We start from the raw sequence: 24,510 nt of genomic DNA, 5'->3' as shown, positions 1-24,510 counted from the left end.
AAGCGGTCCGGGTCCGGCGGTTGACAGGGCGACGCCCTGGGCCATGCTTGTCGGGTGAGTTCGTTCCCGAAGCCCGATGCGCGGGTCAAGGCCGTCCTCGCGTCGCTGGCGGCGGTGGCGGCGCTGGCGACGTTGGTGGTGTGGCGCCCCGCCGGCATCCTGTCGGTGGTGCTGGCCCTGGTCTGTGTCCTGCTCGGCATGGTCGCCGGGGTGACGGTGACCGCCGCCCGGCAGGCCCCGCGCAGCGCCGACGCCCCGACCGAGGATTGGCCGTCCCCCGCCGCGCACGGGGTGGACGCCGACACGCTGGAGGCGATCGACCCCCGGGCGGTCCGCCGGCTGCGCACGCCCGGCGGCTATGCGGGTGACGCCGACACGCTGGAGACGCTCGACCCGCGGGCGGTCCGGGAACTGCGGGCGCCGGGCGGCGGCTACCCGGTGGACGCCGACACGCTGGGGGCGCTCGACCCGCGGACGGTGCGGGAGCAGCGGACGGCGAACGGGGTCAGCGACCGATGAGGGTGGGCGCGGCCAGCGCGTCCACGCCCCGCCCCGCCAGGCACCGGTAGGTGCGGTCCAGGTCCGTCCCAGCCGGCGGCAGCACCTCCAGGTTCCAGCCGGTCACCTGCCGGATGCCGCTGACCAGCCGGAACGTGCTGACGCTGCAGACCTGCCGGACGGCCGGGTCGGCGACGACGGCGTCGTGGCCCGCACCGGCCAGCGCGACCGGCAGGAAGCCCTCGGCGTAGGTCTCCCAGGTGTGCCGGCCGTCGCAGGGCACCCGGGGCGCCTCGGCCCGCTCGCGGCGCAGCCGCACCGGGCCGTAACACTCCAGTTCGGACGCGCAGTGGGCGCCCGCCGGCAGCCGGACGTCGCCCGCCGCGCAGCCGGGCAGCAGCCTCGCCCCGGACGGCTCGGCCGCGGTGGCCACCGGCGTCGGCGACACCACGGTCGGCGCGCCGCCGGCCAGCCAGGCGCCGGCGCCGGCCGAGGCGGCGAGCGCGAGCACCCCCGCCCCGCCGAGGAACCAGCGGCGCGGCCAGCGCCGGCCGCGGGTCGGCACGGTCGGGTGGACGTCCTCCGTCGGGGGCCGCGGGCTCGGCCGGCCGGTGCGGGCCAGCGGGTTGCCGGTGGTCGGGCCGCCGCTGATCGGGGCCCCCGGGTACGGCGCTCCGCTCACCGGGGCGGCGCCCGGGTCCAGCGGGAGCGCGGCGAGCATGCCCCGCAGTTCCACGGCGGAGGGACGCTCGCCCGGGTCGTTGGCCATGCCCAGCCGCAGCACGTCGACCATCTCGTCGGGCACCCCGGGCAGGCCGGGGATCGGCTGCTGGAACATCTCCAGCACGGTGACGAGGCTCGGGTTGCGCTCGGATTGCCAGCGCGGCGGGCGGCCGTGCATCACCGCGTAGAGGGTGGCGCAGAGCGCGTAGACGTCAACGGCCGGGCTGGGCGGGCTGTGGCTGAACATCTCCGGTGGCGCGTACGCCGGGGTGAGCACCTCCAGCGTGACCGAGGCGTCGCGCACCTCGGCCAGCACCGCCAGCCCGAAATCGGCCAGCACCGCCGGATTGAAGTGCGAGTAGAGGATGTTGGCCGGCTTCACGTCCCGGTGCAGCACCCCGGCCGCGTGCGAATGGGCCAGCGCGTCGGCGATCTTCACGCCGAGGTCGCGGGCCTCGACCGCGCCCAACGGGCTCCTGCGCATCCGCTCCGCGTACGAGCCGTCGCAGAGCTCCATGATGAGGTAGGGGTGCTGGTCGACGGTGACCCCGACGTCGAAGAGGTCCACCACGTGCGGGTGGGAGGACATCTTGCCGGCGGCCCGCGCCTCGCGCAGGAAGCGCGCCTGGTCCCGATCGCTGTCCAGCGTGCGGTTCTCCACCTTGACCGCGACCTCGCGCCCCACCGAGATCTGGGTGGCCCGGTAGACGGTGGCGTAGCCACCCCGGGCGAAGACCTCCAGGTCGGTCAGACCGGGCACGATGGGCAGCCGCAGGGCGCCGGGCGGGGTCTCGGTCACGGCTCGAAAATACCCAACGGTCCCGGTCGCTCAGTGCACCGCGTCGGTCGCCGGCACCGGGTCCGGGCCCGCCACCGTGTCGTCCGCCGCACCCGACCCGGCCGCCCGGCGGGCGTCCCACCACAGGCCGGCGGCGGTCGCGACCGCGCCCAGGCCCTCCCAGGCGGCCACCCCGAAGAACCGGTTCGGGGCGACGTCGGAGAGCACCGCGATGCTGAAGACGGTGAAGGTGACCAGCCGGAACCAGACGGTGAACCGGTAGAACGGCCGCCACTCGGTGGCCACGGCGAGCAGGTAGTAGACGCCCATGTTGAAGGAGGCCATCGAGGACGCGGTGAGAAACGTGCCGGTGTAGTCACCCGGGGCGCGTTCGGCCGGCACCTCGAAGCCGAGCAGGCGCAGCTGCGTCTCCGGCCAGATCAGCCCCAGCGCGCCGAGCAGCAGCGCCAGGAGCCCGAAGACCGCGATCGTCCAGCCGGCGCCGGAGCGCGGCAGCCTCATCGTTCCTCCCCCAGGCCGCGGCCGTCGACGTGCGCGGCCCCTCGCCCTCCACGCTAACCGCCCCCTCCGACGGGCACATCCCCGGAACCGGCAGAACCGGCGGCGGGATCAGCCGCCGGCGAGGCGGGCGCGGAGCGCGTCGGCGACCGCCCGTTCACTGCGCTGCTCGGTGGCGTACGCCAGCCGCACCGCCTCCTCGGCGCTGGCCAGCGCCTCGGCCGGGCGGCCGCAGGCGGCCAGCGCCTCGGCCAGCACCATCCGCGCGATGACCTGGCTGCGCACGTCCTCGGCCGGGGCGGACACCGCCCGCTGCGCCCAGTCCAGCGCCTGCTCGCGCTGGCCGTGGGCGAGCAGCGCGGACGCGTACCGGGCCATGGTCTGCCGGCGGGAGAAGAGCAGCGATGGACTGTTGGCGGCGGTGGTGGCGACCGGGGCGAGCAGCCCCACCGCGGTCGCCGAATCGCCGGCGGCGAGCCGGGCCATGGCGAGCAGCACCCGGGGCGCCACCTGGGCGGGGGCCTGCGGGTTGTGCGGCTCTACGGTGGTCAGCACCGACCGGGCCTCCCGCTCGGCGGTCGCGGCGTCGCCCATGTCCAGCGCCACGAAGCCGCGCATCGTCCCGGCCATTCCGGTCAGCAGCGGGTGCGCGGTGCGGTCGGCGTAGGCGAGGGCGTCGGTGAGCAGGTCGGCGGCGTGCTCGGGCTCGCCCAGCCCGCGGGCCACCACCCCGCGTACGACCAGCGCGAAGCCCTGCCCCCAGTCGTCGCCGACCTCGGCGAACTCCCGGTACGCCCGGCGTGCCGCGCGGTCCGCCTCGGCCAGGTCGCCCAGCTCGGCGGTGGCGTACGCCTCGACCGCGCGGAGCGTGCCCACCGCCCACGCCTCGCCGACCCGCTCGCCGAACGGCAGGAACACCTGCGCCATCCGGCACGCCTCGCGGAGCCGGCCGGCGAGCAGCCGGGCGAACGCGGTGGTGCCGCGCAGCCAGGCCCGCCCGTAGGGGTCCTTCAGCTCGGCGAAGAGCCGGGCGGCCCGGCCGAGCACCGCGTCGGTGCCGGCGAAGTCGCCGCGGGTGGTGGTCACCCAGGCCAGGTTCTGCAACGACCAGGCCTGCCCGCGCGGGTCCTTGGCGGCGAGGCTGACCTGGTAGGAGGCGGCCAGCCGGCTGCTCGCCTGACCCAGCCGGCCGGCGATGAAGTCGGCCATGCCCAGCCTGCGCATCGCCGAGGCGCGCATGGTCGGCAGGTTGGCCTCCGTGGCCACCTGCAACGCCTCCTGCCAGCTCCGCTCGGCCCGGGCGGCGTCGCCCAGGGTCTGGTGGGCCTGCCCGGCCAGCAGCAGGGCGCTGGTCCGCGTGGCCGCCGCGTCCCCGGCGTTGGCGGCGATCTTCTCGGCGAAGGCGAGCGCGTCGGTCGGGCGGCCGATCTGGAGCAGCGCCCGGGCGTGCACCACGCGGTCGGCCAGCGGCACCCCGTCGCGGGCCAGCTCGGCGGCGCGTTCGGCGTACTCGACGGCCAGCGCCGGCTCCCCCGACCGCAGCGCGCGGCGGGCGGCCCGGCCCAGCGCGGCCACACCCAGCGGGGCCACCGCCCGGGCCGGCGCGTCCGGGCGGAGCTTGACCGCGTCGGCGAGCGCGGCGGCCCGCTCGACGTGCTCGGCCACGAAGTCGTCCCGGGCGGACTCGGTGAACCCGCCCGGCAGGGTGGTGGCGCCGTCGGCGCTCTCCGGGGCGACCCAGCGGGCCAGCGCGGCGTGCCGCTCGGCCAGCTCGGCCTTGCTCACCCCGGTGTACGCGGCCTCCCGCATCAGCGGGGTGGCGAAGGCGAACCCGGTGCGGGTGCGGTGCAGCATGCGGCGTTGCAGCAGCTCCTCCACGGCCCGGTCCAGCTCGACCGCGGCCACCGCGGCCGGCCGGCCGTCCCGCCCGACGCGCTGCTCACGCAGCGCCTCCAGCGCGCCGGCGGGCACCGTGTCACCGACCACCGCGGCGTCCCGCAGCACCGAGCGGGCGTCCGGCGGCAGCGCGTCGATCCGCGCGGCCAGCACGGCGGCCAGGTCCCGGGAGAGCAGCCGGCTGCCCAGCGAGCCGGGCGCGAGGCGCCAGCCGACGTTGGCGTCCCGCCCCGGGCCGGCGGTCAGCGCGCCGCGCTCCATCAGCAGGGTGACCAGCTCGGCCAGGTAGAACGGGTTGCCCTGGGCGGTGGCGAGCAGCCGGTCCGCGTCGGCCGGCGACAGCTTGCCGCCGCTCAGGTAGCTGGTGAGCAGGCGGGAGGCGTCGGCGCCGCGCAGCGGGGGCAGGGCGTGCACCTCGGCGTCCGCGACCCGGGTCAGCGCGCCGGCGGTCCGCACCAGCTCGGGCCGGCCGAGCAGCAGCACCAGCACCGGGCCGCTGAGCCGGTTGAGGGTGAGCGCGAGCGCCTTGATCGTCTCGCGCGTGGCGTCGTGCAGGTCGTCCACCACGATCACCAGCGGCGCCTCCTGGGCGAGCGCGCTGAGCAGCTCGGCGACCGCGTTGGGCACCGCCTCGGCGTCCGGCGGCGGCGCGGCGGCGTTCCACTCGCCGTTCTCGCTGGCGGCGGGGAGTTCGGCATAGCCGAGCAGGGCCAGGAGCTGATCCACGGCGAGCGGGGGCGGGTCGCCGGGGAGCCGGGCGAGGCGCTGCCCGAGCCGGCGCAGCCGCTCCTCGACGGCCGGCCGGGTGAGCGCGGTTGCCGCGTCGTTGGGCAGGCCGACCGCGGCCCGGACCAGGTCGGCGAGGGGGGCGAGGCGGCGCCGCTCGCCGAACGCGGCGCAGCGGACGGAGAGCACCCGGGCGCCGGTGTGCGCGGCGTACCGGCCGGCGCCGACGTCGTAGCCGGCGGCGAGGCGTTCCACCTCGGCGGCGAACCGGGACTTGCCGATCCCCGCCTCGGCGGTCATCAGCAGCACCCGCGGCTCAGCCCGGTCGATCACCTCGGCGAGCCGGCCGGCGATCCGGCCGATCTCGGTCTCCCGGCCCACGAAGGGCGCCTCGTCACCGAGACCCGACCGGGTGCCCGGCGCGTCCAGCAGGCCCAGCAGCTCGTACGCCTCGACCGGCTCGCGCTTGCCCTTGAGCCGCAGCGGGCGCAGCGCCCGCCAGGAGGCGACGTGCCGGGTGGCGGCGGAGGTGCGCGCGCCGGCGTAGACCGCGCCGACGGCGGCGGCGTCGGCGAGCCGGGCCGCCGTGTTGACCGTGTCGCCGATGACCGTGTATTCGATCGCCGCCTGGATGCCGGCGATCACGTCGCCGGTGTTCAGCCCGACCCGCAGGCCGAGCGGCGCGCCGCCGCCCCGCTCGTCGTCGAGCACCCGGCGGACCGCCCGCTGCATGGAGAGCGCGGCCCGGACGGCCCGCTCGGCGTCGTCCTCGTGCGCCACCGGCGCGCCGAAGACCGCCATGATCCCGTCGCCGGTGAGCTTGTCGACGTGCCCGCCGAAGGTCTTGACGGCGCCCGCCAGGGCGGCCAGCACCCGGTCGGTTACCGCGCCGACCCGTTCCGGGTCGAGGTCCTCGGACCAGGAGGTGAAGTCGGAGAGGTCGCCGAAGAGCACGGTGACCACCCGCCGCTCAGCGGCGGGCAGCGTGGCGGCGGCCGGCAGCGCGGCCCCGCAGTTGTGGCAGAACCGCGCGCCCGGCACGGCGACGGTTCCACACACCGGGCAGGTCACGGTTGCTCCAACCCCGCGGCCCCCGCGTCGGATTCCCGAGGCGTCACGCCGAGGTATTCCAGCTGGGCCCGGACCGACCATTCGGCGGCCCACCACAGCGACCGGTCGACGTCCGCGTAGACCCGCTCGACCACCTCGGGCGCGGTGGTCGCGCCGGCGGCGACCGCCGCGCGGACCTGGTCGAGCCGGGCCCGCCGGTGCGCCAGGTAGAACTCGGCCGCCGCGCCGCAGTCGGCGAGCGCCGGGCCGTGCCCCGGCAGCGCCGGGATCCCCCGGTACGTGGCGAGCAGTTCCAGGCTCGCCAGGTAGTCGCCGAGGTGCCCGTCCGGGTGGGCGACCACGGTGGTGCCCCGCCCCAGGATGGTGTCACCGGTGAGCACGACCCGCTCGTCGCCGTGCCCGACCAGGAAGCAGACCGAGTCTGCGGTGTGCCCGGGCGTGCTCAGCAGGCGGATCTCCAGGCCGTTGTCGAGCGCGGCGTCCGGGGCCAGCGGCGGGCCGCCCACCGTGTACGCCGGGTCGACGGCGAGGACCGGCGCCCCGCCGAGCAGCTCGCTCAGCCGCGGCGCGCCCTCGGTGTGGTCGGCGTGCCCGTGGGTGATCAGCACGAAGCCGACCGGGCCGTGGGCGGCGAGCGCGGCCAGATGCTCCTCGTCGGCCGGACCGGGATCGACCACCACGGCGTGCTCCGCACCGGGGGCGCGCAGCACCCAGGTGTTCGTGCCGTCGAGCGTCATCGGCCCCGGATTCGGGGCACGCACCAGCGTCACCCACTCCGGCAGCTCGTCCGCGAGCGCTCCGGCGGCTCCGGTCACAGGCCCCATGGCAGCGATCGTACGACCCCGCCCGCCGCTCCCCGCGATCTTGCGGTTCCGTCACGGGTTATGTCCCCTTGCGGGCGGTCTGCCCGCCCGGAACCGCAAGATCGCGGGTACGGAGCGTCAGGCGACCTCGACGATGACCTCGACCTCGACGGGGGCGTCGAGGGGAAGCTCGGCCACGCCCACCGCGCTGCGGGCGTGCCGGCCGGCCTCGCCGAAGACGGCGCCGAACAGCTCGGAGGCGCCGTTGACCACGCCGGGCTGGCCGGTGAAGCCGGGCGCGCTGGCCACGAAGCCGGTCAGCTTGACGATCTTGACAACGTTCTCCAGCCCGACCAGCGAGTCGATCGCGGCGAGCGCGTTCAGCGCGCACCGCTGCGCCAGGTCCTTCGCCTGCTCGGCGGAGACGCCGTTGCCGACCTTGCCGGTGGCGAGCAGCTTGCCCTCGGCGATCGGGAGCTGGCCGGAGACGTAGACGTGCTGCCCGGACTGGACGGCCGGCACGTAGCTGGCCAGCGGCGACGCCACCTCGGGCAGGGTCAGGCCGAGTTCCGCGAGCTTCGCGTGCGGTCCGTTGCTCATGCGCCTGCGCCCTTCGGCCGCTTCAGGTAGGCGACGAGCTGCTCCGGGTTCGGGCCGGGAACCACGGAGACCAGCTCCCAGCCGTCCTCGCCCCAGTTGTCGAGGATCTGCTTGGTCGCGTGGACCAGCAACGGGACCGTGGCGTATTCCCACTTCTGCATCGGGTAGAGGCTCCCTTGCCTGGCATGGACTTCGGTCAGGCACAGCCTACGGTCCGGCGCTGTCAGGAGGACGCGGGACGCTGCTCGGGCGTACCGGACGGCTCTCCGCAGGGGCCCTCGTGCTCGTACCGCTGCGGGCACCGGGTGCGGTCGGGCAGCAGCAGGTCGCAGAAGACCCGGTGCCGGTTGTTCTGGTCGTCGGCCGTGGAGACGGTGGTCTCCCCGGCGTCGAGCTCGGTGAGGAAGCCGAGCGAGGTGGCCACGGTGCCGGCGAGCGCGGTGGCCGCGGCCAGGTCGGGGACCCGGACGGGCAGGTGGATGACGTAGCCCGGCTCCTCCTCGTCCCGGCCCCGCCCGGTCGGCCGGACCGGGCCGCGGAGCACCTCGGCCGGCGGGCGGTACGACCGCTCGTTGAACGGCGCTCCCGTACCGGGCCCCTCGGCGTCGCCGGGCCGTCCGGCCCGTTCGCCGGGGGGAAACTGGGCTCGGGGAATGTTCTCCGCGTCGCGCATCCGCTGCCTCCGGGCGTCGTACCTGTTCACAGTCACCCACCATCCGGCTCGGAACCCACGCCCGGTCCGGCCCCCGCGTCGCGACGAACGTAGGACCTGCGCGGAGTCCCGGCAACGGGACGCGCGCACCCGGTCACGTCCAGTCACATATGCGACACATTCCTGATCCGGAACGCGACGGCGGTTCGTGCCGGGGCCTGCCGCGGCACGGCGTACGCGGGGCTGGCAAGCCGCCCGCCGACCGTTACCCTTCCGGTCTGGACGAGCGCCCGTGCTCGCCCCGCCACGCTCGATCACGTGTCCGTCGCCAGGGGCGGCGGCGGCGCGCCGCACTCCCGGGGGAAGACATGACCCAACCGCCCATCGGTGGCGCCGCCGGCTCGCCCGGAGGTCCCGCCCACCAGGAACCGCCCGCCGGTGCCGTGCCGGCCCCCGGGGCGATGCCTCCCGTGCCGCCGCCCGGCTACCCGCCGTACCCGCAGCCGCCGGCCCCGAAGAGGCGGCGCGGCGTGCTGATCGCCTCGATCGTGCTGGGCGCGGCGATCCTGCTCTGCGGCGGAGGCGGCACGGCCGCGTTCCTCACCCTGCGCCAGGCCGAGGACGGCCAGGGCGCCAAGGAGCCGACGGTCGCGGTGGACGGCTTCCTCACCGCGGTCTACAAGGATCGGGACGCCCGCAAGGCGGCCACCTTCGTCTGCTCCGCGTCCCGGAACGACCAGAAGATCGCCGCCAAGGTCGCCGAGGTGCAGAAGTACGCCGGGCAGTACCAGAGCGCGCGGTTCCGCTGGACCACCCCGAAGGTGGACAACCAGACCGGGGACCGGGCCACGGTCAGCACCAAGGTCACCATGACCACCGCCGACGAGAAGGTGGCCGACCAGGAGCTGCGCTTCACCGTGGTGCAGAAGACGGGTTGGTGGGTCTGCGAGGTCGCGTGACCGCGGCGGCTGGATAGGCTCGACGGGTGGCAGCGACTGAGCAGCCGGCCGAGTCCGCCGGCAGATGGCCGGCCCGCCTGCACGTGGTGACCGGCAAGGGCGGCACGGGCAAGACCAGCGTGGCGGCGGCCCTCGCCCTCGGGCTGGCCGCCGGCGGCCGGCGCACCCTGCTCGTCGAGGTCGAGGGGCGGCAGGGCATCGCCCAGCTCTTCGGCACCGACCCGCTGCCCTACGAGGAGCGGCACCTGGCCGACGCCCCGGGCGGCGGTGAGGTGCGCGCCCTCGCGGTGGACGCCGAGGAGGCGCTCCTCGAGTACCTGGACATGTTCTACAAGCTCGGGGCGGCCGGCCGGGCGCTGCGCAAGCTGGGCGCGATCGACTTCGCCACCACCATCGCCCCGGGCCTGCGGGACGTGCTGCTCACCGGCAAGGTCAAGGAGGCGACCACCCGCACCAGCGGGCAGCGCCGGACGTACGACGCGGTGGTGCTGGACGCCCCGCCGACCGGGCGGATCGGCCGCTTCCTCAACGTCACGGCGGAGACCGCCCGGCTGGCCAAGGTCGGCCCGATCAAGACCCAGAGCGAGGGGGTCTCCGCGCTGCTCCGCTCGCCGATGACCGCGGTGCACGTGGTCACGCTGCTGGAGGAGATGCCGGTCCAGGAGACGGTCGACGCCATCGCCGAGCTGGCCAAGCTCGGCTTCCCGGTCGGCCGGGTGATCGTCAACGGGGCCCGCCCCCCGGTGCCGGCCGGCCGGCCGGTGACCGCCGCCGAGCTGAAGCGCGGGCTGGCCGCCGCCGGCCTGCCGGCCGACGCCCGGACCGTGGCCGGTCTCGCCGCGGAGGCCCGCGACCAGCAGGTACGCCGGGAGCTGGAGGACTCGCTCCGCGCCGACCTGGTGGAGCTGGGCCTGCCCCTGACCGAGCTGCCGCTGCTGCCCGCCGGGGTCGATCGGGCGGGGCTGGCGACGCTGGCTGAGACGCTCGTCCGGGCGGATTGACTCACACCTGCGGCCGGCACGGAGCCGAGAGACCCTCGAGACCGATACGCTCGATTGGTGCCTTCCGAAGACGCGGCGCCACCGCTGGACGTCGACCAGATCCTCGCCGATCCGGGCGTGCGGATCGTGGTCTGCTGCGGGGCGGGCGGAGTGGGCAAGACGACCACCGCGGCGGCGCTGGCGCTGCGGGCGGCCGAGCGGCACGGCCGGCGGACGGTGGTGCTCACCATCGACCCGGCCCGCCGGCTGGCCCAGTCGCTCGGCCTGACCGAGCTGGACAACACGCCGCGCCAGGTCAAGGGGATCGACATCGAGTTTAGCGGCGGCCAGCTGCACGCCATGATGCTCGACATGAAGCGCACCTTCGACGACGTGGTGCTCCAGCACACCGATCCGGCGAAGGCGGCGGAGATCTTCGCCAACCCCTTCTACCAGGCCATGAGCTCCACCTTCGCCGGGACGCAGGAATACATGGCGATGGAGAAGCTGGGCCAGTTGCACGCCCGGGGCGAGTGGGACCTCATCGTGGTGGACACCCCGCCGTCCCGCTCGGCGCTGGACTTCCTCGACGCGCCGGCCCGGCTCTCCCGCTTCCTCGACGGCCGGATGCTGCGGCTGCTGCTCGCCCCGGCCCGCAGCGGCGGGCGGAGCATGTTCAGCTTCGTGACGGCCAGCTTCGGGATGTTCTCGAAGGTGGTGCAGAAGGTGATCGGCGCGCAGCTGCTCACCGACCTGTCCGGCTTCGTCGCTGCGCTGGACTCGATGTTCGGCGGTTTCCGGCAGCGGGCCGAGCAGACGTACCGCATCCTCCAGGCCCGGGAGACGGCGTTCCTGCTGGTCGCGGCGCCGGAGCCGGACGCGGTCCGGGAGGCCGCCTACTTCGCCGGCCGGCTGCGCTCCGAGCGGATGCCACTGGCCGGCCTGGTGCTCAACCGGGTGCACCGGCCGACTGTGCCGGAGCTGGCCGCCGCGGACAGCCTGGCCGCCGCGGAGCGGCTGGCCGGCGTGGGCGGCCACGAAGGCACCGCCGAGGTGCTGCGGGCGCACGCCGCGCTGGCCGAGCAGGCGCTACGCGAGCAGCGGGTGGCGGCCCGGTTCACCGAGGAATTCCCGGCGGTGCCGGCGGTGTCGGTGACAGCGCAGCCCGCCGACGTGCACGACGTCGACGGGCTGCGGACGATCGGCGAGGCGATCAGCCGGCGCTGAGGCGCGGACCGACCGGCGCGTCGGTCAGTTGGCCGTGGTCACGAGGACCTTGTCCCGACCGGCCTTCTCCTTGGCGTTCTTCTTCATGGCCGCCTCGAACATCTTCCGCCAGCTGGTGACCTGCGGGTGACGGCGCAGCAACGCCCGGCGCTCGCGTTCGGTCATGCCACCCCACACGCCGAACTCGATCCGGTTGTCGAGTGCGTCGGCCAGGCACTCGTACCGAACTGGGCAGCTCCGGCAGATCCTTTTCGCCACGTTCTGTTCGGCGCCCTGTACGAACAACGCGTCCGGGTCCCCGTTCTGACACGCCGCCAGTGACGGCCAGTCAGTGATCATGCCCATCTGTACACGTCCCCCCTTGCAGTACCTACCGACTTCGCGCGACCAGCCGTCGAATTCCCCCCGGTCGTCCGGGCCGACCTCCCCAGGGCGGCGCGGACGACGTGTGGCTGCTGTCGCCGCCACCATCATGCTGTGTAGTCGCCTGATTACGCAACGTTGTCGGCGAAATCCATCATTCCGGACACTCCCGGCTTCCCGGGCCTTCGCCCGCCGTCTACCCGGCCGGAGTACGTGAAAACGCTGCGCCACTCCCCCGTTCGAGGGAGACTTCTGCCAGGTTTCACGCAACCACGCACCGGGGTTCGTGCGTTTAGCACAACGAGGACGGCGCGCGCAGGAAATGGGGAAACTTCCCGGCGCGCCCCTCGTTCCCTACTCGCGTACCCTGTCGAGGTGACCTGGATGCGGAAACGTGACCACAATGTGCTGACCAACGCCGCATCGCTACTCATCTGTGGCCTGTTGGCCGGCGTGGTGGTCGCGGCGGCGGCCTTCCCCGCGGTGGCGATGTCCGGACTTGCCGCCAAGGCGGGCGCGGAGACCTTCGGCGCGCTGCCCACCGAACTGACGGTGGCCCGCTCGCCGCAGATCACCTACCTGCTGGCCTCCGACGGCAAGACCCCGCTGGCCACGATGTACGACGAGAACCGGCGCGACGTGAAGCTCAAGGACATCGCGCCCATCATGCAGAAGGCCATCATCGCGGCCGAGGACCACGACTTCTACAAGCACAACGGCGTGGACCTCAACGGCGTGGCCCGGGCGTTCGTCAACAACCAGGCCGGGGCCCAGCGGCAGGGCGCGTCGACGCTCACCATGCAGTACGTCCGCCTGGCCATCTCCTACTCGGCCACCCACCCGGCCGACGTGGTCGCCGCGACCGAGGACACCAGCGCCCGCAAACTGCGCGAGATGCGCTACGCGCTGCAGATCGACAAGGAGCTCTCCAAGGACGAGATCCTGGAGCGCTACCTGAACATCGCCGCCTTCGGCAACGGCGCGTACGGCATCTACGCCGCCAGCCAGGTCTACTTCGGCAAGGTGCCGAGCAAGCTCGACATCCAGGAGTCGGCGATGCTCGCCGGCATGGTGAAGGCGCCGACCGCGTTCGACCCCACCACGCCGGCCGGTTACCCGGAGGCGGTCGGCCGGCGGGACTACGTCATCGACAACATGGTGCAGATCGGCGCCGTCACCAAGGAGCAGGCCGACCAGGCCAAGAAGATCCCGCTGAAGGTCAGGAACAAGCGCACCCCGAACGGCTGCGTCGCCACCAACACCCGCTCCTGGGGCTTCTTCTGCGACTACTTCTACCGCTGGTGGATGCAGCAGGAGACCTTCGGCTCCACGTCGTACGACCGGGAGCGGCGGCTGAAGAGCGGTGGCTACACCATCACCACCACCCTCGACGTGCAGGCGCAGAAGGGCGCCGACAAGGCGGTCCGCAACCAGCTGAGCGAGGACAAGACGGCGGCCCGGATGGTGGCCGTCGTCGAGCCGGGAAGCGGCCGGGTCCGCGCCATCGCGGTCAACCGGAACTTCAAGCTCGACGACCCGGCCCATCCGCAGAACAAGATCTCCAGTGACCCGAAGAAGGCCAAGAAGAAGATCCGGGGCAACCGCCCGAACACGGTCAACCCGCTGATCACCGGCGGCGGCGGCATCACCGGCTACCAGGCCGGCTCGACCTTCAAGATCTTCACACTGGTGGCGGCCCTGGAGAAGGGCTACCCGCTCAGCTACACCATCAACGCGCAGGAGCAGTTCAAGTCGGAATACATCATCGACTCGGGCAACCCGGCCGCGTGCAAGGGCACCCACTTCTACTGCCCGCAGAACGCCTCGAAGTCGATGGCCGGCGTGCACAACATGTGGAGCGCCTTCGGCGCTTCGGTCAACACCTTCTTCGTGGAGCTCCAGCAGCGCGTCGGCGCGGAGAACGTGGTGAAGGCCGCGCAGAAGCTCGGCATCACCTTCCGGGCGTCCAACGACGCCAAGTTCGCCGCCAACAAGGATGCCGCGCACCAGTGGGGCGCGTTCACCCTGGGCGTCTCGCAGACCACCCCGCTGGAACTGGCCAACGCGTACGCCACCCTGGCGGCGGACGGGAAATACTGCGAGCCGATCCCGGTGCAGGAGATCCGCGGCCCGGACGGCGACAAGCTGGACATCGCCAACCCGCACTGCGAGCAGCGGATCAGCACCGAGGTGGCCCGGGCCGCCGTGGACGCGGCGCGCTGCCCGGTGGGTGACCACTCGTCGACCTCGAAGTGCAAGAACGGCACCGCGGGCAACGTCCGCGGGGTCGTCAACGCGCCGGTGGCCGGCAAGTCCGGCACCACCGACGGGGACAAGACCTCCGCTCTGGTCGCCATGACCAAGCAGTACGCGGTGGCCGGCATCGAGGCCGACCCGGACTGGCCGCAGACCAACCAGCGGATGAGGCACAACGAGGTGCCGTGGGGCATCAACCCGGCGGTCTACCAGACGTTGCGGGATGCCATGAAGGGCAAGGAGCGGATCAACTTCACCCCGCCGAGCGGCAAGATCATCGAGGGTGACCAGCGCTCCATCCCCGGCGTGAAGTGCGAGTCCGTCGACACCGCGAAGTCGCGGCTGCGCGGTGCCGGCTTCGAGCCGGTGGTGTCCAGCCAGAAGGTCCCGTCGGAGTGCCCCGTGGGCACGGCGGCCGGCACCAGCCCGGACGGGCGCACCATCAAGGGTGGCGTGGTGACCATCGAGGTCAGCGCCGGTGGCGGGGCGCCGAAGCCCGGCACCGGCACCGGCGGGCCGGCGGTCCCGCCACCGCCCAACCAGGGCCGCCCGGGACGACCGCGGGGCTGACCCGAGCAACGCCAGCGGGCGGGCACCCCACCGGGTGCCCGCCCGCTTCGTCGTCAGGAGGAGGTCAGAGACCGAGCTGGCGGCGTACCTCGGCGGCGACCCGGCCACCCTCGGCCCGGCCCGCCACCGCGGCCTGGGCCGCCTTCATGGCCGGGCCCATCTGCGCCTTGCCGGTGAAGCCGCCCGCGGCGAGCGCCCCCGAGACCAGCTCGGCCAGCTCGTCGTCGGAGAGCTGCCTGGGCAGGTAGCGCTCCAGCACCTCGCCCTCGGCGGTCTCCTTGCCGGCCTGCTCGGCGCGACCCGCGTCGGCGAAGGCGGTCGCCGCCTCGCGCCGCTTCTTCGCCTCCTTGGTCAGCACCGCGAGCACCTCGTCGTCGCTGAGCTCGCGCTTTTCCCTGCCGGCGACCTCGGCGTTGCCGACGGCCGCGAGGGCCATCCGCAGCGTGGAGGTGGTCAGCTGGTCGCGCGCCTTGAGAGCGGCGCGCATGTCGGCGGTGAGACGGTCCTTCAGCGTGCTCATGGACGGTCAAACTACCCTGAACGCCATGCGAAAGCGCACACTATTCCGGCTCGCGGCCGGGACCGTCGCCGCCGGGGCGGCCACCCTCGCGTACGCGTCACTCGTCGAGCGGAACATGTTCACCCTGCGCCGGTACGACGTACCGGTGCTTCCGACCGATGCCGAGCCGCTGCGCGTACTGCACCTGTCGGACCTGCACATGATGCCCAACCAGCGGCGCAAGCAGGACTGGGTGGCCTCGCTGGCCGCCCTCGACCCCGACCTGGTGGTGGTCACCGGGGACAACATGGCGCACCCGGACGCGGTGCCGGGCGTGCTGCGCGCCCTGCAACCACTGCTCGACCTGCCCGGCGCCTTCGTCTTCGGCTCCAACGACTACACCGGGCCGGTCCTGAAGAACCCGTTCACCTACTTCCTGCCCGACCGGGAGTACACCGAGGGCGTGCCGCTGCCGTACGAGGAACTGCGCGACGTCTTCACCGGCGCCGGCTGGGTCGACCTCAACAACGCCCGCACCACGCTGAAGGCCGGAGGCCGGGAGATCGAGCTGGTCGGCGTCGACGACCCGCACATCGAGCGGGACGACTACCCGGCCGTGGCCGGACCGGTCAGCCCGGGAGCGGCGCTCTCCATCGCGCTGGCCCACTCCCCGGAGCCGGCCGTGCTGGACCGGATGGCCGCCGACGGCTTCGGGCTGCTGCTCGCCGGGCACACCCACGGCGGGCAGGTCTGCGTGCCCGGATACGGCGCGCTGGTCACCAACTGCGGGCTGCCCCGGTCGATGGCCCGCGGACTGCACCGCTGGCCGGGCTCCGACTCCTGGCTGCACGTCTCGGCCGGCCTGGGCACCCACCCCACGGCGCCGGTGCGTTTCGCGTGCCCCCCGGAGGCGAGCGTCCTCACCCTGATCCCCCGCTGACCTCACGACCCAGGGGTACCGAGTTTGACCATCGGAGCGGGTGGGCTACTATTTGTCGGCACGCCTCGGGGTGTGGCGCAGCTTGGTAGCGCGCTTCGTTCGGGACGAAGAGGTCGTCGGTTCGAATCCGGCCACCCCGACCAGAGGTAACGACGACTCAAGGCCCCTCCGCGGAGGGGCCTTGAGTCGTTTCTGGCGAATCATCGCTCGGCCGAGGGCAGCGGGAAGGCAATCGACGCGATCGGCCTGCGACCCCGATCACACCGCACGCTTCAGGTCGCCACGCGACGGCCAGGCCGGCTAGGCCGGTTGCTCCGCGTTCGGACGGGACCGCTCCGCCCACCGCACCACGTACGGCGTCACGAGGCCCGCCAGGGTGAACACCCCGCCGAGCACGAGCCAACCGGGCACTCCCCAGGTGATGCAGAACAGTGCCAGTATGGCGGGAGCCAGCATGTTCGCCAGGCCGGCCCCGAGCCCGAAGAGCCCCATGTACTGCCCTTGGGCGTGCGCGGGAGCGAGGCTGAATCGCAGTTCCAGCGAGCCGGCGGTGTGCCAGAGTTCGCCGATCGTGTGCACGAAGATGCCAACGACGATGCCGGCGAGCGCGAGCCACGAGGGAAGTCCTGCCGCCGCGGCGATCGCGGCCATGCCGAGGAAGAACGCCACCCCGGAACGGCGCATGGCTTTCCCGGCGGTGACGCTGTCATCGACGCCTCGACTGGCCCTGACCTGGAGCAGTACCACCAGAGCGGTATTGACCAGTGCCGCTGCGCCAACCAGCCACCGGGGTGCGGTGGTGTATCCGATGATCCAGAGTGGCAGGGCGAAGAGCAGGACCTGGTGGTGAATCGACATGATGCCGTCGAGCACGGTGACGGCGACGTACCCCCGGTCCTTCAGCACCTCCCAGCGGTTGGCCCTCGGCGGCGCGGGCACGGGTGCCAGCGACGGCAGCATCGCGATGATCGCGGCACTGGCCACGAAGCTGAGCGCATTGGCCATCACCAGGGTCAGGTAGGCCGGGCGCGTGTCCAACTGCACGGCGAAGCCGGCTGCCACGGCGGCGCAACTCCCCGCGAGGTTGGCCACCGAGCGGAGGTATGCGCGGTATCTGGTGAGCTGGGCACCGCCGATTCCGCGGACCAACGGGCCACGCGCCGCTCCGCCAGCTGACCGGGCAAGTTCCCCGATGCACAGCGCCACCAGGACCAGCCAGAACGACTGGATCAGCACCAGGACCGCCATGGCCAGACCCTGAATGACGAGCATCCACAGGTAGATCTCTCGCGGGCCTCGCCGGTCAGCCAGATGCCCCATCGGCACGCCGGCGAAAAGGCCGACGCCGGCAGCGACGCCCAATCCCAGGCCGACCTGAGCCAACGGGAGCCCGACGACGCGGGTGAAGAAGAGCGCGGCGCTGACCATGAAGACGCCGCTGCCGATCATGTTGACGAACGTCGCCAACGCGAGAATCTGCTGAGGACGCGTCTCAGGAACCAGTCCGCGTCGGATCAACCTCGACCGTTCCCGCCCGTCGTCGTCGACCGCGTCCTGTCCGGAAGGCTGGCTGGTCCGTTGATTCTGTAGAGCCTGCAAAAGGTTGCGATCCTTCCCCTTGATGAGCTCGGCGAATCTAGCGAGACCGCCCCTGAGTTGTAATGCCCCTTTCGCCCGATACCGGTAATGATCATCAGATGCTAGATTTGTTTGCGTCGGCAGGAGGGCTGCGTGGCGCCGTAACGGCCCCCGGACGAAGATCAGCCGCAGCGTGCGGATGCGGCCGCGACCGCCGGTGGCCGGCCACGGACCGGGCACGCCGACCCGCCGTCCACGCGTACCGCCGTGGCCAGCCTGGCACTGCTCGTCGTCGCCCTGGTCGCGGTGGTCGGGGACGCGAAGTCCATCTCCCCGACGATCGAGGCGGGCGTCGAGGCGGCCAACCTGCCGCAGGCGTTCGTCGGCGTGATCATCGCGCTGCTGGTGCTGCTGCCGGAGACCCTCGCCGCCGCCCGGGCGGCCCGCCGGGACCGGGTGCAGATCAGCCTCAACCTGGCGCTCGGTTCGGCCATGGCCAGCATCGGCCTGACCATCCCGGCCATCGCGCTGGCCTCGATCTGGCTGGAGGGTCCGCTGCTGCTGGGCCTGGGCGGCACCCAGCTGGCGCTGCTCGCGCTCACCGCGGTGACCGGCGTGCTCACCGTCGTGCCGGGCCGGGCGACCGTGCTCCAGGGCGGGGTGCACCTGGTGCTGCTCGCCGCGTTCGTCTTCCTCGCCGCCAGCCCGTGACCGGCGCCGGAGGCGGTCAGTCCTGCAGTTCGGTGCGGGCGACCTCGGCGAAAGCCGCCGACAGGTAGTCGGCCAGGGGCCGCCCGGTCGCCGCGAGCAGGTCGGCCACGAGCAGCGGGGCGTGCCGGGCGATCGCGCCCGGATCCGGTGGCGCGTCGTCGTCGCCCGGGTCGTACACCCCGAGCGCGCTCGCCAACAGCACCAGCAGCACGTGCGGGTCGACGTCGGGCAGCCAGGTTGCGGTGGACCGGACGCAGCGCTCCAGCACCTGGCGGACGTCGTCGCCGGCCAGCCCGTCCGGGTGGCTCTCCTCCAGCAGCAACCGGACCACGCCGCCGAGCACCAGCCCGGCCCGGTCCGCGGCGGCGAGCCGCTCGACCGCGGGCTCGTACGCTCCCGCGTCCCGGCCCTGCGCGGCGCCGACGGCCTCCGTGGCGGCCTGCGCGATCTCGCGCGCCGGGGCGGGCAGGTGGCGCCAGGTGGTGGTCACCGCGCCAGCATGGCAGACGGGGTTAGCTTGCTCACCCGCCGGCTCTGCCGAGCGCGTAACCGGCGCTAATCCGGTCGCGGGTCGTCGTACCCACCGCCAAGAATGCAGCCATGCTGCGCCGCGCCCTACCCGCCCGTCCCGAAGCCCGCCGGATCATGATCGGCACCCTGCTGTCGGCCGTCGGGCGCGGCCTCACCCTGCCCTTCCTCTTCATCTATCTCACCGACGTACGCGGGTTGAGCGACGCCCGGGCCGGCCTGGTGATCGGCTGGTTCGGGGCGGTGACACTGGCGCTGTCGCCGCTGGGCGGCACGCTGATCGACAAGTTCGGCGCCCGTCGGGTGGTGCTGCCGTGCCTGATCGTCGAGGCGATCGGCACCGGCTCACTGGCACTGGTCGACTCGACCGCGTCGGCCTTCGGCGTGATGACGCTCATCGCGATCGGCAGCTCGGCGATCTGGGCCGGTCAGAACACGATCCTCGCCTCGCTCACCGACGACGGTGAGCGGCAGCGGGTGTTCGGGCTGAACTTCGCCCTGCTCAACCTGGGCATCGGCGTGGGCGGCCTGATCTCCGGCGCGGTGGTCGACGTGGCCCGCCCGGTCACCTTCCAGGCCATCTACGTGCTCGACGCGGTGAGCTACCTGATGCCGGGCCTCATCCTGCTCACCCTGCCGCACGTCGGGCACCGGCTGGCCGAGGCCCGAGCGGCGGACGCCGGACCGGGGGCCGGGGGCTACCTCGCCGTCCTGCGGGACCGGCCGTTCCGCCGGCTGGTCCTCTTCGGCCTGGTCCTGACCACCTGCGGCTACGCGCAGATCGAGGTGGGCTTCGCGGCGTACTCGGTGCGGGTGGTGGAGGTGTCGCCCCGGGTGGTGGCCTGGGCGCTGGCCGGCAACACCGTGATGATCGTGCTCTCCCAGCTGCTGGTGATCCGCCGGATGGAGGGGCGCAGCCGCACCGGCGCGCTCGCCGCGGTGGGCGCGGTCTTCGCGACCGCCTGGCTGGTCCTCGGCGCCGCCGGCGTGGTGGGCACGGGCAACGCGCTGCTCGCGGCGCTCGGCGTGGTGGCCTGCTCGGCGATCTTCGGGTTCGGCGAGACGATGCTGTCGCCGGTGATGCCGGCGCTCACCAACGCGCTCGCCACCGACGAACTGCGCGGCCGGTACAACGCCATGAGCTCGATGATCTTCGGGATCAGCGGGGTGATCGGCCCGGTCACCGCGGGCCCGCTGATCGGCGCGGCACACGGCCGGCTCTGGGTGGCGGTCGTGGTGGGCGGCTGCCTGACCGCCTCGGTGCTGGCCCTGTCGCTGCGCCGGCTGCTCACCGCCGCCCAGGACGGCCGTGCCGCCGCGCCGCTCCGGGAGCCGGAGCCCGCGCCCGCCTAGACCGTCGCCGGCACACGAACGGGCCCCGGAGCATCCGCTCCGGGGCCCGTCGTCGTACGGTCGGCCGTCAGGCGGCGGGGACCTCCGCGGTGGTCTGGATCCGGTTCAGCGCCGGCGGGGAGACCGGCGACTTCTCGGTCAGGTATGCGGTGAAGGCGTCCAGGTCGATCACGCCGGTGACCGCGTTGGTGCCACCGGTGAGGACGCTGAAGCCGTCACCACCGCCGGAGAGGAAGTTGTTCACCGTGACCCGGTAGGTCGCGGTGTCGCTGACCGCAGTGCCGTTGATGGTCAGGCTGCCCCGGACCACCCGGGTGCCGCTGCACGGCGCGGTGGCCGGCGCGGTGGTGCCGGCCGGGTCGACGACGTAGTGCACGGTCGAGGACACGTACAGCACCTTGCTGACCGTGAACTGCTGCTCCAGCAGGCAGTAGAGCTGCGCGCCGGTGAGGTCCAGGGTCACCAGGTTGTTGGTGAACGGCTGGACGGCGAACGCGTCGGCGTAGGTGACCGGGCCGGCGTCGAGGTCGGCGCGGACACCGCCGGGGTTCATGAACGCGGCGACGGCGTTCTGCTCGTTGTCGGTCGCGGCGAGCTGGGCGTCCGCGATCACGTTGCCCAGCGGCGACTCACCGAACATGTACGTCGGCTTGCCGTTGGCGTCGGTCCCGGTCTGGTACAGGTTCTCCGGCGTCTTGGTGAGCACGGCCGTGGTCTCGCCGACGACCTTGTCGGCCACCGGGCCGAGGGCCGTCTTGTACCGGTTGATCAGCTCGGTGCTGGCCGGGTCCTTCGGGACGTCCCGGGTGACCACGACGTTGTTCGCCGACGCGCTGACGATGTCGCCGCTGCTCCGGTCGACCTTCAGGTCGATGTCGGTGACCAGGCGGCCGAAGGAGCTGGCGCTGGTGACCAGCTTGCCGTTGATGTTGCAGTTGTACGCGGCGTGGGTGTGCCCGCTGACGATCACGTCGATGGACGGGTCCATCCGGTTGGCGATGTCGACGATCGGGCCGCTGAACCCGACGCAGTCGTTGATGCCGCCACCGTTCTGCACGCCACCCTCGTGCAGCAGCACGACGATGGCCTGCACGCCCTGGGCGCGCAGGATGCGGGCGTACTTGTTGGCGGTCTCCGCCTCGTCGGCGAAGGAGAGGCCGGCGACGCCCTGCTGGCTGACGATCTGCGGGGTGCCCTCGAGGGTCATCCCGATGAAGCCGATCTTGACGCCGTCGACCTTCTTGATGCCGTAGGGCGGCAGCAGCGGGTTGCCGGTGGCGGTCTTGAAGGCGTTCGCCGACAGGTACTGGAAGTTGGCGCCCTCGAACGGGGTGCCGTCGCCGCAGCCGTCCACCGGGTGGCAGCCGCCGTTCTGCATCCGGAGCAGTTCGGCCGCGCCCTCGTCGAACTCGTGGTTGCCGACGCTGGTGAACTCGAGCCCGGCGAGGTTCATCTCCTCGACGGTGGGCTCGTCGTGGAACGCGGCGGAGAGCAGCGGCGAGGCGCCGATCAGGTCACCCGCGGCGACCGTGATCGTGTGCTCCCGCTCCTCCTCGGTGGTGCCGCGCAGCATGTTGAGCTGGGTGGCCAGGTATTCCGCGCCACCGGCGGTCTTCCCGTCGATGGTGCCGCTGGAGCCGGTCGGCGGCTCGAGGTTGCCGTGGAAGTCGTTGATGGCGAGCAGCTTGACGTCGACCGGCTTCGGACGGGCCTCGGCCTGGTCAGGGTGTACGGCGACCGCGGTGAACGCGGTCGCGGCGAGTGCGGCCAGGCCGACGGCGGCCCGGCGGCGCATCCCGGGGACGGACATGGAACTCCTCGTGAGATACCGGCGCTTGGTGTCCGGGCGATGGTTCGCCCGGCGACCCTGATCCGTGCCGTGACAGGGGGTCGATCGCGGAAGGCGGCAGTCGGGGGACACCGCTTCACCGGGGGCAAGCTTCTCACCCGCCGGGCGAGAGGTCGACCGGAGCGGCTCAGCGGAATGGTGAATATGGACGGCGACCTGTACCGATCTGCCCGACGAGTCCGACATGACGGGCAGGTGAAATCCTTCACGCCGCCCCGTTGTCACCGGTGTGCAGTAGGAAAGTAGCCATGACGTCGAACGGCACCAACTGGACGGTGGACTCGGTTCGCTCCGCCGACGGCACCACGATCGCGTACGAGACGGCCGGCGAGGGTCCGCCGATCGTCCTGGTCGGCGGGGCCTTCAACGACCGGAGCACCACCCGCCCGCTGGCCGCCGCGCTCACCGCCGACTTCACGGTCTACGGCTACGACCGCCGGGGGCGCGGCGACAGCGGCGACACCGGGCCGTACACGGTGCAGCGCGAGATCGAGGACGTGGCCGCCCTGATCGACCGGGCCGGCGGCGGCGCCCGCCTCTACGGCCTCTCCTCCGGCGCGATCCTCGCCGCGTACGCCGCGGCCGAGGGGGTGCCGGTCAGCGGGCTGGCGCTCTTCGAGCCGCCGTTCCAGGCCGGCCCGCACGGCGGCCGCAAGCCCGGGCTGGCCGAGCGGTTGAGCGAGCTGGTCTCGTCCGGCCGGCGCGACGAGGCGGTCGCGCTCTTCCTGACCGACGCGGTCGGCGTGCCGGCCGAGGCGGTCACCGGGATGCGCGACGCCCCGGAGTGGGCCTGGATGGCGGGGCTGGCACACACCCTGGCCTACGACACCACGGTCACCGGCTACGGCGAACTGCCCGCGGACCGGCTCACGGCGATCACCGCCCCCACCGTGGTGCTGGACAGCACCGGCAGTCCGCCGTGGCTGCGCGACGCGGCCGCGGCGACCGCCGAGGTGATCCCCGGGGCCACCCACCTCAGCCTGGCGGGTGGCTTCCACGAGGTGCCGCCGGAGGTGCTGGCCCCCGCGTTGCGCGACGCCCTGCTCGGCTGAGCGGTCCGGCGCCCACGGCGCCGGCTCCCAGGGACCAGGGCGCCGGCGCCGTGCGCCGGGTGGACCAGCAGGAGGGTGCGGCTCCTGCTGCTCCACGAACGGCGGCCAAGCGGCACGCCGTCGCTGCCAATGTCACCGGGAAGCGTTTGCGTCGACAACCTCTGCGGGGGCAAATACGACCACCGGGCGGCGATCCCGACCGAACGGTGAGCGCGTTCTGCCGGTCCGCCCGGTAGCGCTCCCCTGTCAACGCTCCGCCGCCTCCACGACCAGTCGGCGAACCCGGGAGCGGGACCAGCGTCCGGCGACTCCGGGCCGGTCCGCCAGATAGCCGGTGGCCCGGGCGACGTCCCAGCCGTGCGCCTCGCGCAGGCCGCGGGCGAGCATGCCGAGGTAGACCGGGGCGGGCGACGCCCAGTCCACCTCGGACGCGCGGTGCGGGGCGGTGAAGGTGAGCATCGGCAGGCCGCTCCGCGGGTACCGGTCGAGCCGCGCCGCGTGCGGGTTCGAGCCGTACGCGACGTACCAGAGGAGCGGCTCCACGGTTTAGAACCAGCAGGTCTGCCCGGCGGCGTGGCTGACCTGGACGGTGTGCGTCACGCAGCCACCGTCGATGACCCGGTGCAGCAGGAACGCGGTCGGCTCGGCGACCCACCCGATCTCCGAGTCGTCCGTCATGGCCAGGCTGACCTGCATCCAGGTGCTCGGCGCGGTGGTCAGCACCGTGCCGGCGAAGGCGCTGGTCACGGGCCGGTGCAGGTGGCCGGCGGCGACCCGTACGACATGGGGGTGGCGCCCGATCACCTCGGCGAGAGCGTCGGCGTCGGTCAGCCCCATGGCGTCCATGGCCGGGACGCCGACCGCCACCGGCGGGTGGTGCAGGCACACCACGGCGGGCACCTCGGCGCGGCCGGCGAGCACCCCGTCGAGCCAGCCGAGCTGATCGTCGCCGAGCCGCCCGGCGTCGTCGCCGACCGCGAGGGAGTCGAGCACCACGAGCGTCCCGTCCTCGTGGTCGACGTGGTAGTAGGCCGAGAAGCCGCCGGCCAGGCAGGGGGTGCCGCCGAAGGTGTCGAGCAGCGACTCCCGGTCGTCGTGGTTGCCGGTGGCCAGGTGGACCGGCAGCGGGAAGCGCCCGATGATGTCGCGCAGGGCCAGGTATTCGTCGGGGCGGCCGTTGGCGACCAGGTCGCCGGTGATCACCACGCAGTCCGGGCGGGGGCGCAGGGCGAGCACCCGGCCGAGCGCCCGGTGCAGCCCCGACGCCTGCTCGGCGGCGAGCGGGCCGGTGGTCACGTGCGGGTCGCTGAGCTGGGCGATGAGCATCGGCGCCTCCTGACGAGCCCGGGGCCCTCACGCTATCGCCGCCGACCCCCGTC

22 protein-coding genes, 1 tRNA gene and 1 pseudogene are annotated in these 24,510 nt (G+C 73.3%); 10 read left to right on the top strand and 14 right to left on the bottom strand.

The features are described 5' to 3' along the window. The first annotated feature begins 54 nt into the window (after positions 1–54). Positions 55–519, top strand: coding sequence for a hypothetical protein (locus AB0F68_RS08630; RefSeq protein WP_357334004.1), 465 nt, complete (start codon positions 55–57; stop codon positions 517–519). Here the strand turns inward: AB0F68_RS08630 and AB0F68_RS08625 are convergent. The 7 genes from AB0F68_RS08625 to AB0F68_RS08595 all read right to left on the bottom strand — a co-directional run bounded on the left by AB0F68_RS08625 (position 506) and on the right by AB0F68_RS08595 (position 8,287). Continuing rightward, entirely contained in the window at positions 506–2,020 is a 1,515-nt protein-coding gene (locus AB0F68_RS08625; RefSeq protein ID WP_357334002.1) for a serine/threonine-protein kinase, read from the bottom strand. The two genes, AB0F68_RS08630 and AB0F68_RS08625, sit on opposite strands and share 14 nt — an antisense overlap. Positions 2,021–2,050: 30 nt before the next feature. Next, on the bottom strand, positions 2,051–2,521 hold the full coding sequence (locus AB0F68_RS08620; RefSeq protein ID WP_357334000.1) for a hypothetical protein: 471 nt from the start codon (positions 2,519–2,521) through the stop codon (positions 2,051–2,053). A 108-nt stretch (positions 2,522–2,629) separates the two neighbouring features. Continuing rightward, positions 2,630–6,211 carry an adenylate/guanylate cyclase domain-containing protein gene (locus AB0F68_RS08615; RefSeq protein ID WP_357333998.1) on the bottom strand — a complete coding sequence of 1,194 codons (3,582 nt, stop codon included), beginning with the start codon at positions 6,209–6,211 and terminating at the stop codon, positions 2,630–2,632. After that, on the bottom strand, positions 6,208–7,035 hold the full coding sequence (locus AB0F68_RS08610; protein WP_357333996.1) for an MBL fold metallo-hydrolase: 828 nt from the start codon (positions 7,033–7,035) through the stop codon (positions 6,208–6,210). Before AB0F68_RS08610 ends, AB0F68_RS08615 begins: the two co-directional genes overlap by 4 nt. Before the next feature lie 117 nt (positions 7,036–7,152). After that, positions 7,153–7,614 (bottom strand): RidA family protein, encoded by a 462-nt coding sequence (locus tag AB0F68_RS08605; RefSeq protein WP_262282657.1) that lies wholly within the window; start codon positions 7,612–7,614, stop codon positions 7,153–7,155. Further along, on the bottom strand, positions 7,611–7,775 hold the full coding sequence (locus AB0F68_RS08600) for a DUF4177 domain-containing protein (RefSeq protein WP_091316921.1): 165 nt from the start codon (positions 7,773–7,775) through the stop codon (positions 7,611–7,613). Before AB0F68_RS08600 ends, AB0F68_RS08605 begins: the two co-directional genes overlap by 4 nt. Positions 7,776–7,837: 62 nt before the next feature. Next, complete coding sequence (locus AB0F68_RS08595) at positions 7,838–8,287, bottom strand: hypothetical protein (RefSeq protein ID WP_357334709.1); 450 nt, start codon at positions 8,285–8,287, stop codon at positions 7,838–7,840. A gap of 347 nt (positions 8,288–8,634) precedes the next feature. Between AB0F68_RS08595 and AB0F68_RS08590 the strand changes: the two genes are divergently transcribed. The 3 genes from AB0F68_RS08590 to AB0F68_RS08580 are packed head-to-tail and all read left to right on the top strand — an operon-like array spanning position 8,635 to position 11,432. Next, positions 8,635–9,225 carry a hypothetical protein gene (locus tag AB0F68_RS08590; protein WP_357333993.1) on the top strand — a complete coding sequence of 197 codons (591 nt, stop codon included), beginning with the start codon at positions 8,635–8,637 and terminating at the stop codon, positions 9,223–9,225. Positions 9,226–9,251: 26 nt separating this feature from the next. Continuing rightward, positions 9,252–10,226, top strand: coding sequence for an ArsA-related P-loop ATPase (locus AB0F68_RS08585; protein WP_357333991.1), 975 nt, complete (start codon positions 9,252–9,254; stop codon positions 10,224–10,226). Positions 10,227–10,280: 54 nt separating this feature from the next. Further along, positions 10,281–11,432, top strand: coding sequence for an ArsA-related P-loop ATPase (locus tag AB0F68_RS08580; protein ID WP_357333989.1), 1,152 nt, complete (start codon positions 10,281–10,283; stop codon positions 11,430–11,432). 24 nt (positions 11,433–11,456) lie between these two features. On the opposite strand, the gene AB0F68_RS08575 is transcribed toward AB0F68_RS08580, so the two are convergent. Further along, on the bottom strand, positions 11,457–11,777 hold the full coding sequence (locus AB0F68_RS08575; RefSeq protein WP_091266889.1) for a WhiB family transcriptional regulator: 321 nt from the start codon (positions 11,775–11,777) through the stop codon (positions 11,457–11,459). 402 nt (positions 11,778–12,179) lie between these two features. Here AB0F68_RS08575 and AB0F68_RS08570 point away from each other — a divergent pair, with 402 nt between their 5' ends. Then, positions 12,180–14,621, top strand: coding sequence for a transglycosylase domain-containing protein (locus AB0F68_RS08570; protein WP_357333986.1), 2,442 nt, complete (start codon positions 12,180–12,182; stop codon positions 14,619–14,621). A gap of 64 nt (positions 14,622–14,685) precedes the next feature. On the opposite strand, the gene AB0F68_RS08565 is transcribed toward AB0F68_RS08570, so the two are convergent. Further along, positions 14,686–15,141 carry a GatB/YqeY domain-containing protein gene (locus tag AB0F68_RS08565; protein WP_357333983.1) on the bottom strand — a complete coding sequence of 152 codons (456 nt, stop codon included), beginning with the start codon at positions 15,139–15,141 and terminating at the stop codon, positions 14,686–14,688. Positions 15,142–15,166: 25 nt separating this feature from the next. Between AB0F68_RS08565 and AB0F68_RS08560 the strand changes: the two genes are divergently transcribed. Next, positions 15,167–16,060: a metallophosphoesterase gene (locus tag AB0F68_RS08560; RefSeq protein ID WP_357333981.1), complete on the top strand. Its 894-nt coding sequence runs from the start codon at positions 15,167–15,169 to the stop codon at positions 16,058–16,060. A 66-nt stretch (positions 16,061–16,126) separates the two neighbouring features. Further along, positions 16,127–16,203 (top strand) — tRNA-Pro (locus AB0F68_RS08555). A 157-nt stretch (positions 16,204–16,360) separates the two neighbouring features. Here the strand turns inward: AB0F68_RS08555 and AB0F68_RS08550 are convergent. Beyond that, positions 16,361–17,527, bottom strand: coding sequence for an MFS transporter (locus AB0F68_RS08550; RefSeq protein WP_357333979.1), 1,167 nt, complete (start codon positions 17,525–17,527; stop codon positions 16,361–16,363). 348 nt (positions 17,528–17,875) lie between these two features. Between AB0F68_RS08550 and AB0F68_RS08545 the strand changes: the two are divergent. After that, a pseudogene (locus tag AB0F68_RS08545) lies at positions 17,876–18,349 on the top strand (ionic transporter y4hA); the annotation flags it as partial. 16 nt (positions 18,350–18,365) lie between these two features. Here the strand turns inward: AB0F68_RS08545 and AB0F68_RS08540 are convergent. After that, positions 18,366–18,839 (bottom strand): hypothetical protein, encoded by a 474-nt coding sequence (locus AB0F68_RS08540; RefSeq protein WP_357333977.1) that lies wholly within the window; start codon positions 18,837–18,839, stop codon positions 18,366–18,368. 110 nt (positions 18,840–18,949) lie between these two features. On the opposite strand from AB0F68_RS08540, the gene AB0F68_RS08535 reads away from it, so the two are divergent. Further along, entirely contained in the window at positions 18,950–20,230 is a 1,281-nt protein-coding gene (locus tag AB0F68_RS08535; RefSeq protein ID WP_357333975.1) for an MFS transporter, read from the top strand. Positions 20,231–20,297: 67 nt separating this feature from the next. Here the strand turns inward: AB0F68_RS08535 and AB0F68_RS08530 are convergent, their stop codons facing one another. Beyond that, entirely contained in the window at positions 20,298–22,040 is a 1,743-nt protein-coding gene (locus AB0F68_RS08530; protein ID WP_357333973.1) for a bifunctional metallophosphatase/5'-nucleotidase, read from the bottom strand. Positions 22,041–22,327: 287 nt separating this feature from the next. Here AB0F68_RS08530 and AB0F68_RS08525 point away from each other — a divergent pair, with 287 nt between their 5' ends. Further along, positions 22,328–23,131, top strand: a complete 804-nt coding sequence (locus tag AB0F68_RS08525) for an alpha/beta hydrolase (protein WP_357333971.1) — start codon at positions 22,328–22,330, stop codon at positions 23,129–23,131. A gap of 246 nt (positions 23,132–23,377) precedes the next feature. Here the strand turns inward: AB0F68_RS08525 and AB0F68_RS08520 are convergent, their stop codons facing one another. Together AB0F68_RS08520 and AB0F68_RS08515 are read right to left on the bottom strand one after the other, a co-directional pair. Further along, positions 23,378–23,674 carry a hypothetical protein gene (locus tag AB0F68_RS08520; protein WP_357333969.1) on the bottom strand — a complete coding sequence of 99 codons (297 nt, stop codon included), beginning with the start codon at positions 23,672–23,674 and terminating at the stop codon, positions 23,378–23,380. A 3-nt stretch (positions 23,675–23,677) separates the two neighbouring features. Next, positions 23,678–24,457: a phosphodiesterase gene (locus tag AB0F68_RS08515; protein ID WP_357333967.1), complete on the bottom strand. Its 780-nt coding sequence runs from the start codon at positions 24,455–24,457 to the stop codon at positions 23,678–23,680. Between the last annotated feature and the right edge of the window lie 53 nt (positions 24,458–24,510).

Source organism: Micromonospora sp. NPDC023966, from assembly GCF_040639095.1.
Classification (GTDB): Bacteria; Actinomycetota; Actinomycetes; order Mycobacteriales; family Micromonosporaceae; genus Micromonospora.
The sequence above is the reverse complement of the archived record's forward strand: the minus strand, read 5'-3'. Positions and strand labels throughout refer to the sequence as shown.

Coding starts and splice junctions, on each gene's coding strand:
- AB0F68_RS08595 (WP_357334709.1), bottom strand. CDS start 8,287: ATGCGCGACGCGGAGAACATTCCCCGAGCCCAGTTTCCCCCCGGCGAA.
- AB0F68_RS08565 (WP_357333983.1), bottom strand. CDS start 15,141: ATGAGCACGCTGAAGGACCGTCTCACCGCCGACATGCGCGCCGCTCTC.
- AB0F68_RS08605 (WP_262282657.1), bottom strand. CDS start 7,614: ATGAGCAACGGACCGCACGCGAAGCTCGCGGAACTCGGCCTGACCCTG.
- AB0F68_RS08560 (WP_357333981.1), top strand. CDS start 15,167: ATGCGAAAGCGCACACTATTCCGGCTCGCGGCCGGGACCGTCGCCGCC.
- AB0F68_RS08530 (WP_357333973.1), bottom strand. CDS start 22,040: ATGTCCGTCCCCGGGATGCGCCGCCGGGCCGCCGTCGGCCTGGCCGCA.
- AB0F68_RS08620 (WP_357334000.1), bottom strand. CDS start 2,521: ATGAGGCTGCCGCGCTCCGGCGCCGGCTGGACGATCGCGGTCTTCGGG.
- AB0F68_RS08515 (WP_357333967.1), bottom strand. CDS start 24,457: ATGCTCATCGCCCAGCTCAGCGACCCGCACGTGACCACCGGCCCGCTC.
- AB0F68_RS08535 (WP_357333975.1), top strand. CDS start 18,950: ATGCTGCGCCGCGCCCTACCCGCCCGTCCCGAAGCCCGCCGGATCATG.
- AB0F68_RS08600 (WP_091316921.1), bottom strand. CDS start 7,775: ATGCAGAAGTGGGAATACGCCACGGTCCCGTTGCTGGTCCACGCGACC.
- AB0F68_RS08575 (WP_091266889.1), bottom strand. CDS start 11,777: ATGGGCATGATCACTGACTGGCCGTCACTGGCGGCGTGTCAGAACGGG.
- AB0F68_RS08570 (WP_357333986.1), top strand. CDS start 12,180: ATGCGGAAACGTGACCACAATGTGCTGACCAACGCCGCATCGCTACTC.
- AB0F68_RS08590 (WP_357333993.1), top strand. CDS start 8,635: ATGACCCAACCGCCCATCGGTGGCGCCGCCGGCTCGCCCGGAGGTCCC.
- AB0F68_RS08525 (WP_357333971.1), top strand. CDS start 22,328: ATGACGTCGAACGGCACCAACTGGACGGTGGACTCGGTTCGCTCCGCC.
- AB0F68_RS08610 (WP_357333996.1), bottom strand. CDS start 7,035: ATGGGGCCTGTGACCGGAGCCGCCGGAGCGCTCGCGGACGAGCTGCCG.